The sequence below is a fragment of the Novosphingobium sp. genome (assembly GCF_036820275.1).
Lineage (GTDB): Bacteria > Pseudomonadota > Alphaproteobacteria > Sphingomonadales > Sphingomonadaceae > Novosphingobium.
The window spans coordinates 39,639-63,142 of sequence record NZ_DAISLT010000016.1; the positions used below are offsets into that span (position 1 = coordinate 39,639).

The following is a 23,504-nucleotide window of genomic DNA, read 5'->3' on the forward strand; positions in this document are numbered from 1 at the left end:
AAACCGGCCTTCCCTTCCGGCATCGCACCCTTGCACCGCAGGCTCTAGCAGAGCATGAAGCGCGGCGCCATGACATACCTGCTGCGCCGCATTGCACCGATCGCACTCGCTCTCTCGCTGAGCGTAACCCTAGCCGCCTGCCAGCAGAGCGCCACCGAAGCGCCGCCGCTGGAAGGCGCGCAGATCGGCGGACCTTTCACCCTGAGCGACAAGGACGGCAAGACCGTCACCTGGGAGACTTTCAAGGGCAAGTGGCGGATCGTCTACTTCGGCTACACCTTCTGCCCGGACGCTTGCCCGATGGACGTCCAGGCGATGATGCGCGGCTTCTCGCTGTACGAGAAGACCCACGCCGCCCAGGCCGCGAAAGTCCAGCCGATCTTCATCACCATCGATCCCGAGCGCGACACCCGCGAAGTCGTCGGCGAATGGACCGGCGCCTTCGGTCCCCGCCTCTACGGCCTCACCGGCACGCCTGCGCAGATCAAGCAGGCGGCAGGCGCCTTTGCCGTGTATTACAAGAAAGGCGAGTCGACTCCGGGCGGCTACCTGATGGACCACAGCCGCATCGCCTATCTGATGGACCCGGACGGCAAGCCGATCGCGATGCTGCCGGTCGACAAGGGACCGGAAGCGGTTTCGGCCGAACTGGCGAAGTGGGTCAAGTGAACGCAGTAAAGCCTTCCGGGGCGAAGCCTTTCTGGGAACGCCCGATCGAGACGCTGAACCGCGAAGAGTGGGAAGCGCTCTGCGACGGCTGCGGCCAGTGCTGCCTGCACAAGGTGGAAGATGCCGATACCGGCGAAATCTACCACACCAACGTCGCCTGCAAGCTGCTCAACCTCAAGACCGCGCAGTGCAGCGACTATCCCCACCGCCACAAGTTCGTACCGGACTGCCTGAAACTCACCCCCAAGTCGGCGGGCAACCTCGCCTGGCTGCCACCGAGCTGCGCCTATCGACTGCGCGCCGACGGCGATCCGCTTCCGGAGTGGCACTACCTCGTCTGCGGCGACCGCGAGGCGGTGCACAAGGCGGGCATGTCGGTAGCGGGCAAGGCGATCAGCGAGACGGTGGCGGGTCCACTCGAAAACCATATCGTCTGGCCTTACGGTGAGGATGAAGACGAATATCTTGAAGCCGAAGGCCCGGCACCCTGGGAAATCGAACGGGATGAAACGGATCGGGAGACCGACTGACCCGTGCTCGACTGGCTGCGCCGAGACCCATCCGAAGAGCCGATGATCGAACTTGCCGGGCGGCAGGTTCCGGTGGTGATCCGCAGGCTGCCCCAGGCGCGCCGCATGACCATGCGCCTCGCGCCGGACGGCAGCGAAGTGCGCATCTCGGTCCCGCGCTGGACCCGCACCGAGGATGCACTGGAATTCGCCCGCTCCAAGCGATCCTGGCTGGCCATCCAGATCGAAGCCCTGCCGGAGGCGCAACCGCTTGCCGACGGCGCCGCGCTCGATTTCCGGGGCCACCGCTTCACGATCCGCCACGACAGCGCCCTGCCCCGCCGCCCGGTGCCCGACGACGGCTTCCTGCTGGTGGGCGGACCGGAAAGCTCGCTATCCGCGCGGCTCAAGCGCTGGCTGGAGGGGGAGGCCCGTGAAGTGCTGGCTACCGACCTCGCCGAATATTGCGAACGCGCCGGGCAGGAAACGCCGTCGCTCTCCTTGTCGAGCGCCAATCGGCGCTGGGGAAGCTGTGCCGCCGACGGATCGATTCGCATCAACTGGCGGCTTATCATGGCGCCCGATCCGGTCCGCCGCTCGGTGGTGGCACACGAAGTCGCGCACCTCGTTCACTTCGACCACTCGCCCGCGTTCCATGATTTTCTGGGACAGATCTTCGAAGGCAGCATTCCGTCCGCCAATCGCTGGCTGAAGGAAAACGGCCGGTCGCTCTATGTACCGTTCGGATAGCACCTCATCCGACCTCATGGTCGGAAGCGGTGTGGGCCGGTGCCGCAAAATGCGCTCCGCGCATTTCCAAACGACCAATAAGCCACTACATAGCGCGTCATGGCTCTGTTCAAGCGTTCAGGATACTGGAAAGACGTAAACCCCGTGGGCATGGTCGCGGATTTCCGCGCCGTGTGGAAGCAGGCAGGCGGTAACCGCTGGCGCATCGCCGCGATCTCGGCCGCCTGCACGTTCTCGGTCTTCTATCTCATGTCCACCCAGGAGGGGCGCGGACCGCACCCGCCGCCGAAAATCACCTATATTTCGGTCCTGCCCGCGCACCGCACGGATGCCGAGATCCTGGCCTCGAACATCGAGAACCAGAAGCGCAAGGAAGCCTGGGCGGCCGAACAGGCCAAGCGCGACAAGGAAGTGCGCGAGATCTACAAGACCATCGGCCGCTATTCGGGGATGGACGTGGACAAGATCGCCCGCGACGCCGAAGCCGAGGAAGCCGCGCGCAAGAAGGCCGAGGCCGAGCGCATCGGCAAGCCGCGCCTGCCCGAAGGCCGCACCCTGCCGCAAGTCGATCAGGTTCCCAGCCAAGGTGTCCAGGACCCGGCAGCCCAGTGACAAACAATCCAGTGACGGACGACGCCCGCTGGCTTGCCGCCGCGGTGGCTCTTGCCGCGCGCGCCCGGCCCGCGAGCCGTCCCAATCCCGGCGTCGGCGCTCTTCTCGTAAAGCACGGAAAAGTCGTCGCGCGGGGCTGGACCCAGCCCGGCGGCCGCCCTCATGCCGAAGCCGTGGCGCTGGCCGCCGCCGGTAACGAAGCGCGCGGCGCCACGCTTTACGTCACGCTGGAACCCTGCGCCCACAAGTCCGCGCGCGGCCCCGCCTGCGCCGACCTCGTCTGCGCTTCCGGCGTCGCGCGCGTCGTGATCGGCTGCATGGATCCCGATCCGCGCACCTCCGGCGCGGGCCTCGCCCGTATCCGCGGGGCGGGAATCGCGGCGGAATACCTGCCCTCGCCCGCCTGTGAGCGCAGCCTGTCCGGCTATCTCGTCTCCAAGCGCTTCGGGCGCCCGGAAGTGACGCTGAAGCTCGCCCTCTCGCTCGACGGCTGCATCGCTCTGGCCAGCGGCGAAAGCCAGTGGATCACCGGTGCGCAGGCCCGCGCCCATACCCACGCCATGCGCGCGAAAGCCGATGCCATCCTCGTCGGCGGCGGCACCCTGCGCGCCGACAACCCGCGCCTCGATGTGCGACTTCCGGGACTCGAAGCCCGCAGCCCCCAGCGCTGGGTCCTGACGCGAGGCGAAGTGCCGCCGGATTGGAACCGCCTCCCCGCGCCCGAAGCGATCACGGAGATGGAAGGCGTCCATTACCTCTTCGTCGAAGGCGGCGCCGGGGCTGCCTCGGCCTTCCTGCGCGCCGGTCTCGTCGATCGTCTGCTGATCTACCGCGCGCCCATCCTCATCGGCGGGCGCCCCGCCCTCGCCGACTTCGGCCTTGCCGGTCTTCGCGATGCCCACGGCCAATGGCGCCTTGCCGAACGGCGGCAGCTTGGCAGCGACACGCTGGAAGTCTACGAGACCGCCCATTCATCAGAGCAGCCGCTCGAAAGGTAGCCATGTTCACCGGAATCGTCACCGCCGTCGGCCAGATCCGCGAAGCCCGCCAGACCGGCGACTTGCGCGCCGTCATCACTTGCCCCTTCGACCCCGCCGGGATCGCCATGGGCGCCTCGATCGCCTGCTCGGGCGTGTGCCTGACCGTGGTGGACAAGGGCGGCGCGGCAGGCGACGCCTGGTTCGCGGTGGACATCTCCGCCGAATCCGTCTCCCGCACCGTCACCGGCCGCTGGGCCGAGGGCACCCCGCTCAATCTCGAACAGGCGCTCAAACTGGGCGACGAACTCGGCGGTCACATCGTTACCGGCCATGTCGACGGCGTGGGCACCGTGGTCAGCGTAACCCCCGAGGGCGATTCGCTGCGCTTCGTGATCGCTGCCCCGGCGGAACTCGCCCCCTACCTCGCGCCCAAGGGCTCGATCACGGTGGACGGCGTCTCGCTGACCGTGAACGACGTGGCGGACCAGAGCGACGGCACCTGCCACTTCATGCTCAACATCATCCCGCACACCGCCGAAGTGACGACCATCGGCGCGCTCAAGGCGGGTGACGGGGTGAACCTCGAAATCGACGTGCTCGCGCGGTATTTGCAGCGGATGCAGTCGCTTCGCGGGTGAAGTGAAGGAATAAGGCAGGGGAGCATAGCCCCCCTGCACCCCCAGGACTGTCGAGGTCACGCGGGCCGACAACGTCGTGCGCTCATGGTGGCGTCGGAGGACTTATTGGCTGCGCCGCAAGGAGCGCACACCGAATCTGCGCGCGCGACGCAGACGGTATCGGGGGCGCAGGGGGTGTTGACCCCCTGCCCTACCCTTGTTCTTCAAATCGTCAGGCCGTCACGTCCGCAACGGCGGCGATGAACTTGTCGATGTTGCCCATCGTCAGACCCGCCACGTTGATGCGGCCCGAGCCGGCCATGTAGACGCCGTGCTTGGTGCGCATGGCAAGGACCTGGTCCTTGTTCAGCGGCACGATCGAGAACAGGCCGTTCTGGCTGCCCATCGGCGTCAGGTCCGCCGAACCGGCAGTACCGGCCTCGGCCAGCTTGGCGCGGACTTCGCGCATGCGGTCGCGCATCTCGTCCAGCTCGGCGAGCCAGTCGGCGGTCAGCTTCTCGTCTTCGAGAACGAGGCGGACAGCGGCGCCGCCATGGTCTGGCGGCTGCGACCAGTTGGCGCGGGCCAGGTTGTGGCCGTTCGACATGACCTTGGTGAGGTCGGCCGGATCGGCAACCATCGCGTAGAGCGCGCCGACGCGGTCACGGTAGAGACCGAAGTTCTTGTCGCACGAATAGCAGATCAGCGCTTCCGGCACGGCGGCGAGGACGCGGCGCAGGCCGTAGGCGTCTTCTTCCATGCCCTTGCCCAGGCCCTGGTAGGCGAGGTCGAGGATGGGGAGGATCTTCGATGCGGCGATCAGGCCGGCGATCTCGTCCCACTGCTCGTTGCTGTAATCGATGCCGGTGGGGTTGTGGCAGCAGCCGTGCAGCAGGATGGCGTCGCCTTCCTGAGCGTTGGCGATGGCGCCGCGCAGCGCGTCCATGTCGGTGGTGCCCGAAGCGAGCGCGTGGTTGAATTCAACGACTTCAAGGCCGAGGTCGGCACAGATCTGGGCGTGGTTGGGCCAGCTGGGGACGCCGACGATTATGCGGTTGTAACCCGCGCGCTTCACCATGGCGAGCGCGAGGCGCAGCGAGCCAGTGCCGCCGGGGGTCTGCATGCCTTCGATGCGGCCGCCCATCGAGGGGTCCGCCTTGCCGAAGACGTAAGGCATCAGCGCTTCGACGAAGCCCATGTCGCCTTCCGGGCCGAGGTAGGCTTTCGAATCCTGCTCGGCGACGAGTTTGGCCTCTGCGGCCTTGATCGAGCGGAACACCGGAGTGTCGCCCTCACCGGTGCGGTACACGCCGACACCAAGGTCGATCTTGTCCGCGCGCGGATCGTCGTTGTGGAGCTTGATCAGCGCAAGAAGCGCGTCGGCGGGCTGTTGCTGGAGGTTCGTAAGCATGGCGGGCGGGCCTTAGACCGAGCCGCCGGACCGCGCAATGCCGGATCGACCGGGAATTGCCGAGAACCGCAAATTTATCGCGCGGGGCAACCGTGGATATCAGGAACGAGGAAATTTTGTTTGGAACCCGTGAAAGATTGCAAACACCGCTATCGCCTTGAACACGGCGATGCGGCACCGGCCGAAGCAGATGCCGCATAGCGCCGCAGGGGGCAGTTTACCGCCTCAGAACGGCATCCAGCTCTGCTTGTGCGTGAACTTCATGTAGCCGATATTGGCGCCGAGACGCAGCCCCGCACCCGCCCGCACCGGAATCAGCACGATATTGCCGCGCCGCAGGTAGCTGACGGTGAAGCCGCCAACGAGATAGGCCTGCCCCTCGCCAGCGCCGAAGCGGTGATAGAGATCCTCGGTGTCGTAGAGATTGTAGACCAGTACGAAGGCGTTGCCTGCATTGGCACCGGCATCGAAACCGATCGACGGTCCGGTCCAGTAGACCGGCTGCTCACCTTCCACCTTGTGGTAGAGTGTGCCCGAACCGTAGCGCAGACCGACGGCGATCGCACCGCCGCCTTCGCGGCCGATGATGTAGCCGTTCGGCTCACCCTGCTTCTTGAGCAGGTCCTCGATCACGCCTGCCAGCCCCTTGGCACCCTTGCCGAATACGCCTTCGGCTGCGCCGATGAGATCGTCCTGATGATAGGTTTCCGAATTGTCCGCCGGGGCCTGCCTGGCGGGAGGCGCATAAGTCGCCCCGGCTCCGGATGAATCGACCGGCGTTCCGTTGCCCGGATAAGGCGACGGCGAATCGACGGGCGGTTGCGATTCGGCCGGAGGCGAATAGGTCGTGCCCGCACCGTTGTTGCCCAGGTCGCTGTCGATCGCGGCATCCGGGTCTACGGTCGTCACTTGCGCCATGGCAGGCGCGAGCGGCGCGGCGAGAACCAGCATGGCTGCGACGGCCCCGCCAATTCTCCGGTACAAGCTAACCGTCGCTCCCCTGGCGGCGATTTGCGTGGTGAATGACATTTGGTGGCCCTCCAATGGCGATCCCGTAATTCGCGCGGCAGGCGCGCTTCGTCACGCGCAGTACCGCATGTCACTAGAGAATCCATAGCGCATGTCCCCGCAATGAACGGGCGGCAGATCGACTCCGTTTTGCGGCAGATTGAATCGCCCGCAAACCGTGCCCGACGCAAACAGGCAGTCTGCCGCACCCATCACAGGGTCTTCTGCAACTTCAGCTGAAATTCCGGCGTTCTCCGCCGCCAGGACGTTTCCTCGACGGACGGCGCGATCAGGCGCTGGCGCGTGCGGCCGGAATAACGGAACGTCCCTGACAGCGAAAGCGTCCGATCGAGACTGTGCGTATACAACAAGCTGAGATCGAACCAGGACGCCTCGCGGATCTGATAGGTGCGCGAGGGACCGTTGTAGGACCATTGCACTTGCGCGACGTCGCCCGGCACGCTTTCGTCTTCGCCTGCCCGGTCCCTGCCGGTCCATTCGAGCGTGCCGTTCGTCGAATAGCGAAAGGTGCGCTGCGTACCGCGCCCTCCGGAGCCGTCGACGGGGGTCCGTTCGTCGAACAGGTTCGCGCTTGCATGGGCCTTGAGCCGCGGAAGCACGGGAAAGCCCAAGTCGAACTGAGCGCCGCTGTTCCAGCTGTTTCCCGCATTCACAAAGCTGTAGACGCTGGTGCCTGCAGCGTTGACCGAATAGCTCTTGCTCCACAGCCTGCGGGTTTCGCGTGCGTAGATCGTGGCGCCCGCCTCGAACTTGCCGGGGCGAAACTGGACGCTTGCCTCGTAGGCGTCGGTACTCTGGTCCTTCAGCCGCGGGTTCCCTTCGAAGACGGTATAGGCATCCTCCACCGTTCCGTAAGGCCGCAGGTTTTCCAGCGGAACCCTGTCTATCCGCCGGCTGTAGCTGGCCCCGAGCTGAAGCGTCTTCGCGAGCTTGTACCCGGCGTGAAAGCTGGGAAAAAGGTTGGCCCGGTCGATGCGAACCTCTTCGGCGCCAAGGCTTGAAATCCGCCGCCGGTTGGCTTCGCCGCGCAGCCCCGGAGCCAGCGTCAAGGCTCCCAGCGCCTGCTGGAACGAGGCATAGGCCGACAGGGTGCTGCTGCTCGCCTCGTAAGCATCGTTCGTATCGGGACCAAACGAACCGGCACTGTCATTGCTCGTGAAACGATAGCGCTGCGAGGTGCGGTCGAGATGCCAGGCACTGCCGAGCGAAAGGATCTGCCCCGCAGCCATGGGATGCTTCCAGTCCACCTGCGTGTCGATCGACGTGGATGGTTTGCGCAAGTCGATCCGATAACTGCGACCGTCGCTGAGACGGGCATCGGTGACATCGTGCACATCGGGGTTCGTGTAGAACTGGATGCCGGCAGTGAGTGCTTCGCCCTCTCGCGCGCCAGTGTGGTCGAGGTTTAGCTCGCCGGTGACGGCCCCGGCAAGACTGTTCAGACGGCGATGCTCGGAAAAAGACGTGAAATTCGCCGTAACCGCCCGATAATCGACCTTGTCGGTCACGATGTCCCGGCCGCCGCCACCGCCCAATTGCATGGAGATACTGGTTTTGGAGTCCAGCTTGTATGTCGCCTTGCCGCTCAGGCGCCCGTCCGTGCCGTCGTACGTGTTGAGGCCGGTTTCACGGTTGACGACAGGCCCCACACGGCCTTCGACACCGCGCCGCTTACGATAGGTTCGACGCACCATCGTGCCGATATTGCCCCCCGCCTTGAGCTGATAGGTCCAGTCGCCCCGCTGGTAATTCAGGGTCGTATCGACAAGACCGTGCCCATAGCTGGATTCCTGAAGGCTCGCATTGCCGGTCAGCCCTTCGACACGGGTCCTGCGCAGCACCAGATTGATGACCCCGCCCGCCCCTTCCGAGGAAAACTGTGCGGAAGGGTTGGAGATCACCTCGATCCGCTCGATATCGCTGCCGTGAAGGGTGCGCAGATACTGGACCGCATCGCCGAGGTAAGGGCGGCCATCCACATATATCCGGGTCACTCCGGCTCCCAGCACGAGGATACGGTCGTCGGGCGCGACGGTTACCGCCGGAAGCCCCCGCAGCAACTGAACCGCGCTCTTCTGCGCCGAATGCGGCGTTTCCCGTACCTGATAGGTCCGCCGATCGATCTTCAGCGTCTCGTCCGTCCGCGTTCCGACGACCTCGATCACATCGGTCGTATCTTCGGCAGACACGGCCGCGGCAGCACTCGGCAGGTCGGCAACGGGCATGTCATCTCCACATCGGCAGTGGATCCAGCTGCTCCCATTGTTCGCGCATTGTCAATGACTTGAGGCTGAAGACGCGCGATTTCGGGCGACGAACCGCAACGCCTTGCGGCCTGCGGTTCGCGCCTGTCATAGAAGCTCAGGTTGTTCTTATGCTCCGAAGCCGCCGTCGATGGTCTGCATCGACCCGGTGATCATCGCGCCGTGCGGCCCGGCGATATAGGCCGCATATTCGGCAATCTCTTCCGGCCTTGCGTGGCGCTTGATCGCCATGAACCCGTGCATGGTGGCGGCCATCGGGCCTTCCGCAGGGTTCATGTCGCTGTCGGTCGGTCCCGGCTGGATGCTGTTGACGGTGATGCCCCGGTCCCCGAAGTCACGGGCCAGCCCGCGAACCATGCCCTGCATGGCCGCCTTGGTAAGGGCATAAGCCGCGCCGCCCGCGAAGGGCATACGGTCGCCGTTGACCGAGCCGATCACGACGATCCGGCCGTTGTCGTTCATCTGCCGCGCAGCCTCGACCGCGGCGTGATAAGGCGCCCGGACATTGACGTCGATCATGCGATCGACCGCATCCGCATCCAGAGCCAGGGGATCGCCGAGGACCAGTGTCCCGGCATTGATGACGAGGACGTCAAGCTTTCCCCGGCCGGCGACGGTCGCGGTCAGGGCGTCACGGTCGGCGCTGTCGGTCTGGATCGCATCGGCCCCGCTCGCCTGCGCCAGGGCCTCCGCCGTCTCGCGCGATCCGGCATAAGTGAAAGCAACATTGCCGCCGCCGCTGGTGAAGCGGCGCACCAGGGCCGCGCCGATGCCGCGGCTGCCGCCAAGCACCAGGACGTTCTTGTCAGAGAAATCGCTCATGATCTGTCTCCACGTTCCGGCGCGATGGTCTCGACCGGCTTTTCGGCGCGGCAGGCCGCCGCACCCTCTGGACTTGAAGATGCCGTGCAGGCATCGTTCGGACTAGCCGTCTTATTCTGAACCTTGATGACGGGATATCCGAACGATGATCAAACTCGACGGTGTCGCCGCCTTTCTCGCGACTACGGAAGCCGGATCGATCAGTGCGGCCTCGCGTCGGCTCGGCCTGGCCAAATCGGTGGTGAGCGAGCGGTTGGCCGAACTCGAGCGCACCCTGGGCGCCACCCTGATCCAGCGCTCGACCCGCAAGCTGTCGCTGACGAACAGCGGGCAGACGTTCCTGCCGCGCGCGCAGCGCATCCTGCGCGAGACGGAAGAAGCCGCAGCCGAACTCGCGGCGCGGAGCGGCAAACTGGCGGGGCCGCTGCGCCTTTCCGCCCCGGTCGGGTTCGGCATCCTGCACTTCGGCCCTGCCCTGGCGACGTTCCTGCAAGACTATCCGGAGATCGAGGTCTCGCTCGAACTGGACGACAGCTTCGTCGATGCCGCAACCGGAGGATTCGACGCCGTGCTGCGCCACGGGGCGGTCGGCGACGGCCGCCTGATCGCGCGACGCCTTGCCACGAGCCGCCGGGTCCTCGTTGCCGCGCCGGGCTATCTGGCTCGCGCTGGCACGCCTGCTTCGCTCGCGCAGTTGGAAGGACACAAGGGCATCCTCTACTCCAACCGCACCGGCGACTGGCGCTTCGCCACGTCGACCGGCTGGTCGGTGATTCGTCCCCAGGCGGGACTCAGGGTCAACAACGGCCTGGTGATGCGCGATGCCGCGGCGGCGGGCCTGGGTATCGCCCTGCTGCCCAGCTTCTTCGTCCACGAAGCCCTCGCCGAGGGATCGCTGGTCGAAATCGACATCGGGCTGCAGGCGGAAGGGGCCGAACTTTTCCTGGCCTATCCGCGGGATCACGGCGCCGCTGCCAAGATCCGCGCCCTGGCCGAAAGCCTGCGCAGAAGCTTCGGAGATCCGCCTTACTGGGAGCGCGAAAGCACGCGCCGCTCTACCCCTTCCGGGTAGATTGACCGCGATTTTTTATTCTCTACCTTTTTGGTTGAAAAGGCGGTGCTTGCGGAAGCGCGCCTGTCCCGATGCCCCGGCGAAGCCATGGGCATCCCTCCAGATTCAAGGATGCGAGAGTGAAACACTCGTCCATTCCCCGTGCGGAAACGCCACCGGCGAAGGCTCCGGCATTTCCCGGATCCGAGCGGCAGATCGAATTCGTGGGGCCTCCCGGCGTCGGGAAATCCGCCATCTACCACGCCGTCCAGACGCGGCTGGAACGCCGGCACAGCTATCGCACCGTACAGGAGGGCAGGCTGCTCGCGGCCATGGCGAACCTGGACCGGGTAAGTCCGCTGCGCCGGATCTCCTATCGCTCGGCCTTCCGGTTGCCGCGGATCGGTGAAGTCTATGCCCGGCGACTGGCCGTGACCTCCATGGAAGACTCGTTCCGCCATACCCTGCGCAGCCAGGCAGACTTTCTGGAATGCTGCATCGAACTGGCGCGAACGGGCGTCGGCGATGCATTCGCCCGGTTCGCGCGCCTGCCGATCATGCTGGAACACTTGCGCGACCTGCACCTCTGGAACCGCCTTCCCGGCGCCGTGCAGATTCTCCAGCAGGACGCTCTCGTCCAGAAAGGATGGACTTGTGCGCGCCAGTTGCGGGAAGCCTATTTCTCTTCCGTTCCAAAGCCCGGCGCCGTCGTCGTGGTGACGGCGCGCCCCGAAGTGGTCGTGGAGCGACTGCGCGGTCGGGAGCGCAGGATCAATGCCCACACCGATCTTTCGCCGAGCGAACTTCATGCCGCCACGACAAGCGCCGCCGAAGCCTTCCAGCTTGGCGCCGAACTGCTGCGCGCCCGCGGAGTGCCCGTGCTTGAAGTCGATGGCGAAGCCGATCTGCCGGAAGCGGCCGAGCAAGTTGCGGAGTTTTTGCGGAACAGGGTTCTTCAGCAGGAGGGCAATTGATGGATTTCCAGGCTTTGAGCACCGCCTATACCGGCGCGGCCGCGACAGGTTACGATGCCCGGCGCGCACCCACCACGAAATGGCTGGGCGAAGACAGCGCCGTGGGCGAACTCCTGCGGGTCATTCCTCCCGGCGCCACCGTGCTGGACATGCCGGTGGGAACCGGGCGGTTTCTCAAGTTCTATCACAAGCGCGGCATCAAGGTCGTGGGCCGCGACATTTCGCCCGACATGCTGAAAGCCGCGCGCGAGAAGCTGGACGAAGTCGACGAACTGGAAGAACTGCGCGGAAACGGTGCAACGGGCTGGACCGACTGTTCCCTGCAACCCGGCGACATCCGCGCCATCCCGGACGGCGACGATACCTATGACTGCGCGCTCAGCAGCCGCTTCCTCAACTGGGTGGATGCGCGCGGGCTCGAGGACGTACTCGGGGAACTGCGCCGGGTCTCAAACCGCTACCTTATCGTGGGTATCCGCCACAAGGTCCCCACGTCGGACCTGCTGTTAAAGGGACCGAACGGCCTGCGCCGTTTCGCGACGCGATACCTGCTCGGCTTCCGGCGAACGGCAAGGCGATTGCTGCAACAGGCGCCTGCGCCCCATACCATCCAGCACGACCGGGATGTCGTTCTGCGCATCTTCCGAAAGCTCGGACTTCGCATCGATGTCAGGATCCTCGTCGAACACGGGCGCGACGGGACGGACTACTACTTCTATCGGCTGATCAAGGACATGCCCTGACTGTCGTCAGGACATGTCCCTTTGCCTCATCGCGCCACGAAGCCGCCGATCCCCGCCACGGCGAGATTCCCGGCCGGAAGCGCGGTTTCGGCGAACGTAAGGCGCAGGTAACGCGATTCCACCGGCTTGGAAAAAGCGATCCGCTGGGTGGCGAGGGCATAGGCGATATTGCCGAACTCGCCCGCGACGGCGCGCTTCCAGGTCTTGCCGTCGAGGCTGGTCTCCGCAACGTAGCCCTTGGGCGGCGCGGAATCGGCCATGACCTGCCGCGACGGCGTGAGCGTAAAACCGGCCAGCGGGGTGCGCGTGCCAAGATCGACGGTCACGCTTGCAGGCTTGCCGGATTGGGGCGCGGGCTGCTTCCAGATCGTCGCCGCGTCGTTGTCGAGCAGGCGTTCGGCGCCCGGCGCGCTGGCCGCGACGATCGTCCATTTCGTGGTGTCGAGCACGGTCGGATCGGTCGAGACAATCGCCGGGACGTCCACCGGCGCGACGCTGGCGAACAGCGCGAATTCCGAGATCGCCGGAGCCGCACTGCCTTCGAGAACGACCAGCCGCACCCGGCGCGGCGCGATCGGCTGCGGCAGGCGGATGATGCGCTGGGCACCGATGCATTCCTTCTCGGCAAGGCGCTGCCACTGCCCGTCGATCTCCGCCTCGACTGCGAAGCGGGTGACGCGAACGCCGAGCGGCAGGAATTCGCGCAGACGCACCACATCGAAGCGCGTGCCCGGCGCAAGGTCCAGCGTCAGCGTGGGGGTGAGCACGGCATCCGGCGTGGACCAATAAGTCTCGCGCTGACCGTCCGTGACATTGGCGGGCGCAAACCGGCTGCCGCGCGAGGCGCTGGCATGCGCCACGCTACCCTGCGCGAGGTCCTTCGCGAACGTCGCGCGGATCGCATCGCCGAACGACTTCAGGATCTTCACGTCCTGATCGGCGATCCGGCCCCGGCGGTCGGGCGGCAGGTTCAGGTTGAGATTGGTGCCGCGCCCCACGGATTCGTCGTAGAGACGGATCAGCCGCGCCGGGCTCTTGACCTTGGAGTCCTCGTCCGCGTGGTAGAACCAGCCGGGACGGATCGAGACGTCGGTTTCCGCCGGCCACCAGATCTCACCGCCGCGCAGGCCCGAATTGCCCACGTCCTGTTCGTAAGGCACGTTCGGCATCGTCGGCCAGCAGGGATCGCCCGCCACACCGTCCTCGTTGCCGACCCAGCGCACATCGGCGCCGAGCGGGTCGAACGTGCAGGCGTCGGGCTGGAGTTCGTGGACCAGCTTCACGATCGAGGGCCAGTTGTAATACTTCGGCGCGTCGATCTTGCGCGCCTCGCGCGCGCCGCCGTAGTAGCCGTCGCCGCCGTTGGCCCCGTCGAACCAGACTTCGAACAGCTTGCCATAGCGGGTGCAGAGTTCGGTGAGCTGCTTGCGATAGTAGTCGATATAGGCCGGGCGGCCGTACTCCGCGTGGTTGCGATCCCAGGGCGAGAGGTAGAGGCCAAACAGCATGTCCGCCTTTCGGCAGGCTTCCGACATTTCCGCGACGATATCGCCCTTGCCCTGCTTGTAGGGGCTGTTGCGGATCGAATGCTCAGTAAGCTGGGTCTGCCAGAGGCAGAAGCCATCATGGTGCTTGGCGGTCAGGATGACGCCGCGCATCCCTGCCACTTTGGCCGCCGCGACGATCTGGTCGGCGTTGAAGTCGGTCGGGTTGAACCACTTGGGGTCCTCGTCGCCGTAGCCCCATTCCTTGTCGGTGAAGGTGTTCATGGCGAAATGCACGAAAGCGTACATCTCGTGGGCATGCCAGTTCCACTGCCGAGCCGAGGGGACGGCGCCGGAAGGCTGCGGCGCGGCCACTTCACCGGCGGCGCGGCGCGCGGCCTGCGCGGCATCGGCGCCCAGCGCAGCCGAGGCAACGGCGGAAGCGGCGAGGAAACGGCGGCGGGAGAAGTCCATCGTTAAGTCCTTTAAACGCGCGCGTCAGAGCGGCGCGGAAAGCAGATCGGGCCGGGTATCGGCCAGCTTGACCAGAAGTTCGCCGAAGAGGCCGTTGGCCCAGGCGAACCAGTCACGCGTGAATTTAGACGGGTCGTTGCTGTCCACCGCCTCGTGGATGAAGCCGGTGCCGCCGTCGGTATCGCGCAGCATGCGCAGCATCGCGCGGATCACCTGCGGGTCGCTGCTCGACAGTGCGCGCACGATCAGGCTCATCGGCCAGACTTGCCCAAGCCCGACATGCGGCCCGCCGATGCCCTCGATCTTCGATCCCCGGAAGAAGTAGGGATTCGCATCCGACCAGCAGGCATCCGCCGTGGCTTTCCAGAGCGGATCGGTTTCCGGCACACATTCGAGGAAGGCGAGACCCAGCAGCGAGGGGACGTTGGCGTCATCCATGAACATCGCGTTGCCGAAGCCGTCGACCTCATAGGCCCAGACCCGGCGGCCGTCCGGCAGCAGCATCGTGCCCCACTGGCGCAGCGCCGCTTCCACCTCGTCCGCCAGGGCGCGGGCGTCGGCGGCGAGCGCCGTGTCGCCGCGCGCCTGCTCGGCAACGGTGGCCATCTCGCGCAGCGATGTCACCGCGAAGAGGTTGGCCGGGATCAGGAACGGATAGGTGCAGGAATCGTCCGAAGGCCGGAAACCGCAGTGGATCAGCCCGACTGAACGGCTCGGCGCGCCCCAGCCGTCGAGCTGCATGGTCTCGGTCGGCCGGTTGCTGGTGCGCAGGAAGCGATAGGGTCCGGGCGAGCCCTTGCGCTGCTGTTCGCGCAAGGTGCGGACGCAGGCGCGCGAAGCCTCGGCCCAGGTCTGGTCGAAGGGCAGCTTGTCCCGCGTCTGGCGCCAGTAGCGGAAGCCGAGCCGCATCGCATAGCAGAGCGAGTCGATCTCCCATTTGCGTTCGGCGACGCCGGGCTTCATCTCGGTCTGGTCCTTCAGCGCCCACGACAGGTCGGTCTTGGCCGAAGGATCGCGCATGAAGGCGTTGGCGTAAGGGTCGATCAGGATCGAGCGCGATTGGCGGGCGATCAGGCCCCGGAACAGCGCAGTCAGCGCCGGGTCCTTGTTCACCAGATGAAGGTAGGGCAGCACTTGCGCGGTGCTGTCCCGCAGCCAGAGGCAGGGAATGTCGCCGGTGATGACGAACGCATCCGGACGGCCGTCGACCGTGTCCATGTAGACCGTGGTGTCGAGCGTGTTCGGATAGCAGCCCACGAACATCGCGCGCAGCTTGGGATCGGCGATCTTGCGCGATACGCGGTCGATCTCGGCCTCCACCGCGCGGCTGACGTAGCGGCGCTCCGAGACCGGCGGACGCCCCCCGCCCTGCGGCATGGGAATGGTCGCCGCGCGGGCGGTGGCCGGAAGGGCAAGCGCGGCAGCGCCCGTCATGGCACCGGCCAGCGTACTGCGGCGGTCGAGGTTCGTCTTAGTCATCACTTCGGCAGCTCCTGTGCCTGTCCGGTCAGGGTGAACGAGACCCATGCGCCCGCGCCGTCACCCGGCTGGCCGCCGCCGATCCACACCTTGTAGTCGCCCGGCACGACCTTGCGCGTGCCCCGGCGGTCCACGACCGAGAGGCTGCGCGGATCGATCGTCAGCGAGACTTCCCGCGACTTGCCCGCCGCCAGCGGAACGCGCGTGAAAGCGGCAAGCTGGCGCTGCAATACGCCCTGCGTCATGATCGGGCGCGGCTCGATCACCGGCGGTACGACATAGGCCTGCACCACTTCTTCGCCCGCCATGGTCCCGAGGTTGCGCAGGGTAGCCGTGACCGTGACGGGCTGGCCGAGTGCGGGTGCGGAGACCTTGGCGCCTTCGTAGCCGTAAGTCGTATAGCTCAGGCCATGGCCGAAGCCCCAGAGCGGCTTGCCGGTGAAGTAGCGATACGTGCGCTCCTTCATCGAATAGTCGACGAAGGCAGGCAGGTCGCTGGTGGACTTGTAGAACGTCACCGGCAGGCGGCCCGAGGGATTGTTGGTCCCGGCGAGCGTTTCGGCAATGGCAGTGCCGCCCGCCTCGCCCGGATACCACGCGGTCATCACGGCATCGGCCATGGCCGGATCGACCGAGACCGCGCTGCCGTTGGTGAGCACGACGATAACCGGCTTGCCGGTGGCATGGAGAGCCGCCAGCAGTTCCGCCTGCGGCTCGGGCAAGGCAATGTCGCTGCGGTCGCCGCCGACGAAGCCCGGCACCTGTACCTGAAGCGCCTCGCCTTCGAGATCGGGCGAGAGGCCGAGCACGGCGACCACCACGTCCGCCTGCGAAGCCGCCTTCACGGCCTCCGCCTGCTGAACCTCTGCGGGAGGAAGCCACATGAGGCGCAGCCCCTCGTCCTCGCCGTAGTGGTCGAGTTCGAGGCTGATCGGCTGCGACGTGCCATCGAGGGTGACGTCGAATTCGACCCGCTGCTTGCCGAGCACGCCGGCGTGGAGCTGCTTGCCGCCCACGCTCAGGCGCACGTCGTCATGACGCGTGCAGTCCTTCCAGCAGGCCGGAATGTCGAGCGCGAGGCGATAGGTGCCCGCTCCCGGCGGCACCAGCGAGCCGCTCCAGCGGACCTTGAAGCCCTTTGCATCCAGCCCCTTGGGCGCGGTGCGGGTCAGGTTGAAGTCCACGCGGCGATCCTGCCGCACGAACACGCGCTTGCCCGACATGTCGAGATATTCGGCGCGCAGACCGGGCTTGCCGTCCGCCGAAAACGCGGTTTCCGGCACCACGACCGGCGCGCCCTCGGCCAGCACGGAGCCTTGCGCATAAGCGACGTTCGCCGCGCCGAACTGGCGGCGGATGCCTTCCAGCGGCGTCACCGGATCGGCTGCGGTGCCGTGGTAGTTGGCCTCGATCACCGACAGGTCATCGGCATTGGTGCCGATCACGGCGAGGCGGGTTCCGGCCTTCAGCGGCAGGCGGCCGTTCTCGTTCTGGAGCAGGACCACCGACTTGCGCGCGGCTTCAAGCGCGAGAGCGCGGTGCGCGGGGGTGTTGACCTCGGAGGGCTTGATCTTCGCCCACGGATTGCTTGCCCCGAACGCGATGCCCAGCTTGTAGCGGGCTTCCAGCGAGCGGGCGAGCGCGCGGTCGACTTCGGCTTCGGTCAGCAGGCCGCGCGCGACCGACTGGGTAAGCGCGGCATAGGTCGTGCCGCAGTCGAAGTCGGTCCCCGCCTTGATCGCCGCAGCCGAAGCCTCGGCGGCATCGTAGCGGTAATTGTGGAACATCCAGATGTTCGCCACCGCATCGCAGTCCGACACGACGAAGCCCTTGAAGCCCCAGTCGCCGCGCAACGTATCGTTCAGCAGCGCGCTATCGGCGCAGACCGGCACGCCATGCGTCGAGTTGTAGGCGCACATCAGCGAGAGCGGCTTCGCCTCGGTCACGGCCTTGCGGAAGGCGGGCAGATACGTCGCCTCGCGGTCCTGCGGGCTGACGTCCACATCGAAACTGTCACGCCCGGCCTCCGGACCGGAATGGACGGCGAGGTGCTTGGGCGTCGCGATCACGCGGGGGTGCAACGGATCGGGGCCTTGCAGGCCCTTGATGAAGCCGACCGCCAGCGACCCGGTGAGGAACGGGTCCTCGCCGTAAGTCTCCTGCCCCCGCCCCCAGCGCGGGTCGCGGAAGATATTGATGTTCGGCGACCAGATCGTCAGGCCTTCGTAGATGCGCCGGTCGGCGCCCACGGGCTTGGCGTTGAACTTGGCGCGCGCCTCGGTCGAGACGACGGTGCCGACTTTCTCCATCAGCGCCGGATCGAACGTCGCGGCAAGGCCGACCGCCTGCGGGAACACCGTGGCGACGCCGTTGCGGGCAAGACCGTGCAGCCCCTCGTTCCACCAGTCGTAGGCGGGAAGCCCCATGGCCTTGGCGGCGGGGGCGGTGCTCTGGAGCTGGTCGGCCTTCTCGGCCAGATCGGCCTTGGCGATGGCGGCCAATACGGCGGGATCGGCTTCGCCCGACAGGTCCTGAGCGGCCACCGAGGGCGCGGCCAGAACCATGGCGAGGGTGATCGGGAACAGCGGCTTCATCACTTGTCTCCCGCCAGGGTACGCAGCACCAGCGCCTTGCGCAGGGCCGCCGCATCGGCCTTGGAGGTGATCTCGATCCGCACGCTCTCACCCGGCAGCAGGTCGAAACCGTTGTCAGAGGCTTGTGCGTCCACAGCGCCGAAATCGAGCATGACCGCGCGGGCCAGCGCCTTCGCGGTGATCGTCACCGCCTTGCCATCCCAGTTCATGGAGAGGCCCGGCGCGGGATAGGCCATGGCCTTGGGCAAGGCGCGCTCGACGATCTGGCGTGAGACGGTCTTCCCGCCGATCACCAGTTCCGCCACCGCATAGCTCGCCTCTGCCGGAGCGCTCGCGAAGACTTGCGCGTCCGGCACATCGGGAACGGACGTGGCGGTCGTCGGCGCCAGCGTCACCGCCCCGCCCGCTTCGCCCAGCTTCGTGCCGTCCATGGCATAGCCGGTCAGGCGCCACTCCGCCGCGACCGGGCTGGTCGCGTCCGACGCGAAGCTTACCTTGGTCGCGCCGCTCTTGTGCTCGGCCACCACCGCCTGCGGTGCGAAGAAGCGCCGCGCGGCGTAGTGCAGCAGCTTCCAGCGGCCGTCATAGTCCACGCTCGCCCACGAGATCGAGGGCCAGACATCGTTGAGCTGCCAGTAGAGCGAACCCAGCGTCACCGGCGCACAGGCGCGGTGATGGCGGGCAGCCATGTCGATCGCCTGCGCCTGATTGACCTGCGTCAGGTAGACGAAGTCCGCCAGATCCTTCGCCGGACGCAGCCTTGCGTCGAGATAGAACTTCAGGCGCTCGTTGCCCTCGCCTGCGAGGAACTTCTGGTGCGCCTTCATCACCGGGCTGTCCGGTGCCTGCGCCGCATCACCGGCGAAGCCGCGGATCGTCGCCATGACCGGCATCGCCTGGAAGCCGTATTCCGACATGAAACGGGGGCACGACAGCGTGTAGTTCTCGACCGGCTTGGAGCCGGACCAGACATCCCAGAAATGGCGGTCGCCCGCCGCATCGGTATCGACCGGGCCTTCGTAGTCGGTCGAAGGCGAGCCGGGCCAGTAAGGCGTCGTCGGCGAATGGTCGGTCACCGCCTTGCGCAGCACGCGGTCGAACAGCACCGTCATGGATGTGGCCATGCGCTCGTGTTCGTCGGGGCCGACAGCCTTCTTCCACGCCTTGCGGTCGCTCCAGGTCTCCCAGCCGGAGAGCACTTCGTTACCGCCCGCCCAGATCACGATGGAGGGGTGCGAGCCGAGCCGCTCGACCTGCTGCTCCGCCTCGATCCGCACGTTCTCGCGGTAGGCCACGTCGGCGGGAGGCACCGCACCGCCGAACATGAAGTCCTGCCAGACCATCAGGCCCATGCGGTCCGCCATGTCGTAGAAGCTGTCCGGCAGATAGTAGCCGCCGCCCCAGACGCGGATCATGTTCATGTTCGCCGCGCGAGAATCCTCCAGCAGCGACTGCATCTTCGCGTCGGTGACGCGCGAGGGGAACATGTCGAAGGGAATGAGGTTCGCGCCCTTGGCGAAGACCGTCACGCCGTTGACGCGGAAGCCGAAAGCGCCGTCCCCGCGCACGAGTTCGACCTCACGCAGACCCACGCTGCGCGCGGCCTTGGCTCCTGCGCCCGCGCCCGAGACGATCTCGCCCGCAACCTTGTAGAGCGGCTGATCGCCATAGCCGACCGGCCACCAGCGCTTCGGCGCAGCAACGGTGAGCGGCACGGTGACAAAGCTTTCGCCTGCGCCGAACGAGGCTTCGCGCTCGACCGGCGCGAGCGCCTGCCCGTCCGGTCCGGTCACGCGCGCGGAGAAGCGCGCCTTGCCCGGCCTGTCGGCGACGACACGGAACTTCGCGACCAGTCGCGCCTCGTCCTTGCCGAGCGCTTCCTGCACGACCTCGAAGGCGCCGAGCCGCGCTTCGTCCCAGGCTTCCAGACGCACCGGCCCGGAAATGCCCTGGTTGACGATGCGCGGGCCCCAGTCCCACCCGTAATGGTACTTGGCCTTGCGGATATAGGCGGAAGTCTGCTTGCCCTTCGGCTCATCCCCGAAGGCGGAATCGTATTCGCCCGGCAGCGGGTGCGCTTCGGCCAGGACCATCGGCTGCAAGGTGCGGATCGGCGAGGCGAAGCGCACGAGGATCTCGTTGCGGCCCTGCTTCAGGAACGCCTTGGCGGCGACGCGCCACTGCCGGTGTCCGTTGTCGGCCTTGAGCACCTGCTTGCCGTTGATGAACACGGTGGCGAAGGTATCCAGCCCGTCGAACACGAGGTCGAGATTGTCGCGGCCCATGGCCTCGGCGCTCACGTCCAGCGTGCGGCGCAGTTCCCAATCGGTCAGGCCCGCCCACTGAATCGCCGCCTCGTTGGTGCCAAGGAAAGGATCCGGCACCTGGCGCGTGGCGATCAGGTCCTGCTGGACGGTGCCGGGCACTTGCGCGCGGAACCAGCGCGCCGCCTTGGGATGGGCCTTCACGGCATCGGCATCGCTCGGCGCGACGCGGACCTGCCAGTCGCCATCCAGCGAGGTAACCGCCGGCGGCTCCGCCATGACCGCGCCCGAAACGCCTGCGAGCCAGAGCGCCAATGCCTTACTTGCGAACTTCACTTCGCCTTCTCCCCGTAAACGACTTTTTCAACCGCGTAGAATGGATCGGACAGCGGCGATGTGAATTGGAAGCAGACGTCCGTCTCGTCCCCAAGTTCGGGACGATCGGGCAGTGCTGCGGTAAAGGTGAACTGCTGCGGCGCGGTCTTCGGGTCCGGCAGCGGGAACGTGGCGAGCACCGTCGCGCCCGGCATCGGCGCATGCTCCTTCTGCTTGCTGTCGGCCTTCTTTTCCGCCGCACGGCAATTTGCGCTGATGACGAGTTCGCCGTGCGTGGTCACGGCATAGTGCCGGATCACTGCCGATTCCTCGTGCACCAGCCCCCAGTTGCGCGGCGGGCGCGCGACCGAGACCGTGATCGACTTCGCATGGGCCAGCGGCGCATGATCGTCGGCCTGGCAGGTGTCGAAGATATTGACGTTATAGGCCGGGCCGTTGCTCGTCGCATCGGCGTTCAGCGGAATGCGCAGTCCCTGCGAGCCGCGCGGGCAGGCGGTGAGCGACGAGGAGGTCGAGGTCAGCAGCGTCTCGCGCGCGGTATCGTAGCGGCGCGGCGCGGAGAGCGGCGAGCCGTCCGGCGCGAAGCTGGCCGCAGTGACGACCGTGCCCGGCTTCACGGCAAGCGCCTTGGCGTAAGCGGGAGACTTCGCGCCGGGCGCCTTGCCGTCCAGCGTGTAGCGGATCGTGCCGTAAGGCGCCTGCGTCGCCAGCGCCACGCCGATGCTCTTGGCATCGAGTGCCGCGCCGCGCGCCTGCGTCGGCGTGAAGGCCACGCCGAAGGCGCTGTCGGACACTTCGAAGCCTTCCTGCTTCCAGCGCCGGATCTGCGGCGTCAGGCGCGCGAGGAAGCCCGCATAGTCCTTCGCGCCCGTGACCGGCGGCGACCACGCGGTTTCGGCGATGGCGCCCACGCGCGGGAACAGCTTGTGCTGCAACTGCCACGGCGTGACGATGTACTCGCTCCAGGCATTGCCCTGCACGCCCATGACGTGCTTCGCCTTGGCCGCATCGATCCCCTTGGGCATCGGATCGTAACGATAGACGGTTTCCATCGACTGGATCGAGATGCGCCCCGGCGCCTCGTCCGGCAGGGTGGATTCCAGATTGTCCAGATAGAGCGTCGGCGCGGGCGAGAGCACCACGTCATGCCCGGCATTGGCGGCATCGACCGCGCCCTTCTCGCCGCGCCAGCTCATCACCGAAGCGGAAGCGGGGAGGCCGCCTTCGAGAATCTCGTCCCAGCCGATCAGGCGGCGGCCGTGCTGCGCGAGATAGGCGCCGAACTGGTCGATCATCCAGCTCTGCATCGCGTTCTCGCTCTTGATGCCGAGCTTGCGCATCTGCGACTGGACTTCGGGGGAGCGTTCCCACTGGTCCTTGACCGCCTCGTCGCCGCCGAGGTGGATGTACTCCGAGGGGAACACCTCCATCAGCTCGTCCAGCACATTGCGCACGAACGTCATGCCCGCATCGTTCGGGTTGAACAGCCAGGGGAAGATGCCCCAGCCGTTCGACACTTCGGGCCGGGAACCCGGCACACCGAGTTCAGGATAAGCCGCCACGAGCGCCTGCGCATGTCCGGGAAGGTCGATCTCGGGCACGACGGTAATGCCGCGCGCGGCAGCATAGGCGACAAGCGCCTTGAGCTGCTCCTGCGTGTAGAACCCGCCACTCCGCGCGCCGGGACCGTGGCCGGTGTCGGGCCCATTGCGCCAGGCGCCGGTGCGGGTGAGTTCGGGGTAGCGCTTGACCTCGAAGCGCCAGCCCTGATCGTCGGAAAGGTGGAAGTGCAGGGTGTTGAGCTTCACCTCGACCATGCGGTCGACGATGGCATAGACGGATTCGATCGGCTGGAAGTTGCGGCAGGGATCGACCATCACCCCGCGCCAGGCGAAGCGCGGCGAATCCTGGATGGTGAGCACGGGAATCGCGGCGCTCTTGCCCGCTGCACCCGCATCGGCCGTCAGCAACTGCATCAGCGTCATCGCGCCGTAGACGAAGCCGGACTTGCCCGAAGCGGCAATGACCGCGCCGCTCGGCGTAACCGTCAGCTGGTAGGCCTCGGCGCCGGAGATTGCGGGATCGCGCTCGAAGCGGATCGGCGCCGCCGCCATGGAACCGGCCGTGAGCACAAGGCCGTTCGCGCGCCTGGCATGATCGACAAGGAGCTTTGCCGCCTCGGCCGCATCCGCGTCGCCGGGGGGAACCGCGACCGCCGATCCCGAAGCGACGACCAGTTTGCCGCTACCCTGCTCCACCGAAGCGGGCCAGGGCGTCAGCGGAAGGGAAGAGGACTGCGCCTGCGCAGGCGCCGACAAAGCCAGCGCCGCAAGGATCGACGCGGTCGCCATGGCGCTCGCCCGAAACGCCTGCTGTCCCTTGGTTCTGGTGCCCATCGCTGCCCCTCATTGTCTTGTACCTTGAGCAGATAGGTAACCAAAA

The 23,504-nt window shown here is 66.5% G+C and carries 18 protein-coding genes; 9 read left to right on the forward strand and 9 right to left on the reverse strand.

Going from position 1 to position 23,504, the window contains the following annotated elements:
* Window positions 1–54 precede the first annotated feature (54 nt).
* The 6 genes from V7066_RS14180 (at window position 55) to V7066_RS14205 (ending at window position 4,158) form a co-directional block, all read left to right on the forward strand.
* Window positions 55–669: an SCO family protein gene (locus tag V7066_RS14180; protein ID WP_334183686.1), complete on the forward strand. Its 615-nt coding sequence runs from the start codon at window positions 55–57 to the stop codon at window positions 667–669.
* Window positions 666–1,199, forward strand: a complete 534-nt coding sequence (locus tag V7066_RS14185) for a YcgN family cysteine cluster protein (protein WP_334183687.1) — start codon at window positions 666–668, stop codon at window positions 1,197–1,199. The genes V7066_RS14180 and V7066_RS14185 overlap by 4 nt, the downstream gene beginning before the upstream one ends.
* A gap of 3 nt (window positions 1,200–1,202) precedes the next feature.
* Entirely contained in the window at window positions 1,203–1,928 is a 726-nt protein-coding gene (locus V7066_RS14190) for a M48 family metallopeptidase (protein ID WP_334183688.1), read from the forward strand.
* A 99-nt stretch (window positions 1,929–2,027) separates the two neighbouring features.
* Complete coding sequence (locus tag V7066_RS14195) at window positions 2,028–2,540, forward strand: hypothetical protein (protein WP_334183689.1); 513 nt, start codon at window positions 2,028–2,030, stop codon at window positions 2,538–2,540.
* Window positions 2,541–2,551: 11 nt separating this feature from the next.
* Window positions 2,552–3,538: a bifunctional diaminohydroxyphosphoribosylaminopyrimidine deaminase/5-amino-6-(5-phosphoribosylamino)uracil reductase RibD gene (ribD, locus tag V7066_RS14200; protein ID WP_334183746.1), complete on the forward strand. Its 987-nt coding sequence runs from the start codon at window positions 2,552–2,554 to the stop codon at window positions 3,536–3,538.
* Between the two features lie 2 nt (window positions 3,539–3,540).
* Window positions 3,541–4,158, forward strand: a complete 618-nt coding sequence (locus V7066_RS14205; protein ID WP_334183690.1) for a riboflavin synthase — start codon at window positions 3,541–3,543, stop codon at window positions 4,156–4,158.
* A gap of 211 nt (window positions 4,159–4,369) precedes the next feature.
* Here V7066_RS14205 and V7066_RS14210 read toward each other — a convergent pair whose 3' ends face one another.
* The 4 genes from V7066_RS14210 to bdcA all read right to left on the reverse strand — a co-directional run bounded on the left by V7066_RS14210 (window position 4,370) and on the right by bdcA (window position 9,663).
* A complete protein-coding gene (locus V7066_RS14210) occupies window positions 4,370–5,548 on the reverse strand; it encodes an amino acid aminotransferase (protein WP_334183691.1) in 1,179 nt (392 codons plus the stop codon).
* A 225-nt stretch (window positions 5,549–5,773) separates the two neighbouring features.
* Window positions 5,774–6,577, reverse strand: a complete 804-nt coding sequence (locus V7066_RS14215; protein WP_442947332.1) for a DUF1134 domain-containing protein — start codon at window positions 6,575–6,577, stop codon at window positions 5,774–5,776.
* A gap of 191 nt (window positions 6,578–6,768) precedes the next feature.
* The gene (locus V7066_RS14220; RefSeq protein ID WP_334183692.1) at window positions 6,769–8,802 is read right to left on the reverse strand and encodes a TonB-dependent receptor; all 2,034 of its coding nucleotides are present in this window, start codon (window positions 8,800–8,802) and stop codon (window positions 6,769–6,771) included.
* Between the two features lie 147 nt (window positions 8,803–8,949).
* A complete protein-coding gene (bdcA, locus tag V7066_RS14225; RefSeq protein WP_334183693.1) occupies window positions 8,950–9,663 on the reverse strand; it encodes an SDR family oxidoreductase in 714 nt (237 codons plus the stop codon).
* Between the two features lie 145 nt (window positions 9,664–9,808).
* Here bdcA and V7066_RS14230 point away from each other — a divergent pair, with 145 nt between their 5' ends.
* The 3 genes from V7066_RS14230 (at window position 9,809) to V7066_RS14240 (ending at window position 12,431) form a co-directional block, all read left to right on the forward strand.
* Window positions 9,809–10,735 (forward strand): LysR family transcriptional regulator, encoded by a 927-nt coding sequence (locus tag V7066_RS14230; protein WP_334183694.1) that lies wholly within the window; start codon window positions 9,809–9,811, stop codon window positions 10,733–10,735.
* A 119-nt stretch (window positions 10,736–10,854) separates the two neighbouring features.
* Entirely contained in the window at window positions 10,855–11,688 is an 834-nt protein-coding gene (locus V7066_RS14235) for a hypothetical protein (protein ID WP_334183695.1), read from the forward strand.
* Window positions 11,688–12,431, forward strand: coding sequence for a class I SAM-dependent methyltransferase (locus tag V7066_RS14240; RefSeq protein WP_334183696.1), 744 nt, complete (start codon window positions 11,688–11,690; stop codon window positions 12,429–12,431). Before V7066_RS14235 ends, V7066_RS14240 begins: the two co-directional genes overlap by 1 nt.
* Before the next feature lie 26 nt (window positions 12,432–12,457).
* Here V7066_RS14240 and V7066_RS14245 read toward each other — a convergent pair whose 3' ends face one another.
* From V7066_RS14245 to V7066_RS14265, 5 genes are read right to left on the reverse strand one after another with little or no spacing between them, the layout of a single operon-like run.
* Window positions 12,458–14,389, reverse strand: a complete 1,932-nt coding sequence (locus V7066_RS14245; RefSeq protein WP_334183697.1) for an alpha-L-fucosidase — start codon at window positions 14,387–14,389, stop codon at window positions 12,458–12,460.
* Between the two features lie 24 nt (window positions 14,390–14,413).
* Complete coding sequence (locus tag V7066_RS14250) at window positions 14,414–15,868, reverse strand: glycoside hydrolase family 125 protein (protein ID WP_334183698.1); 1,455 nt, start codon at window positions 15,866–15,868, stop codon at window positions 14,414–14,416.
* A complete protein-coding gene (locus V7066_RS14255; protein ID WP_334183699.1) occupies window positions 15,868–18,462 on the reverse strand; it encodes a glycoside hydrolase family 3 C-terminal domain-containing protein in 2,595 nt (864 codons plus the stop codon). The genes V7066_RS14250 and V7066_RS14255 overlap by 1 nt, the downstream gene beginning before the upstream one ends.
* Window positions 18,462–21,005, reverse strand: coding sequence for a beta-mannosidase (locus V7066_RS14260; protein WP_442947333.1), 2,544 nt, complete (start codon window positions 21,003–21,005; stop codon window positions 18,462–18,464). The genes V7066_RS14255 and V7066_RS14260 overlap by 1 nt, the downstream gene beginning before the upstream one ends.
* A gap of 53 nt (window positions 21,006–21,058) precedes the next feature.
* On the reverse strand, window positions 21,059–23,458 hold the full coding sequence (locus tag V7066_RS14265; RefSeq protein WP_334183701.1) for a beta-N-acetylhexosaminidase: 2,400 nt from the start codon (window positions 23,456–23,458) through the stop codon (window positions 21,059–21,061).
* Window positions 23,459–23,504 lie beyond the last annotated feature (46 nt).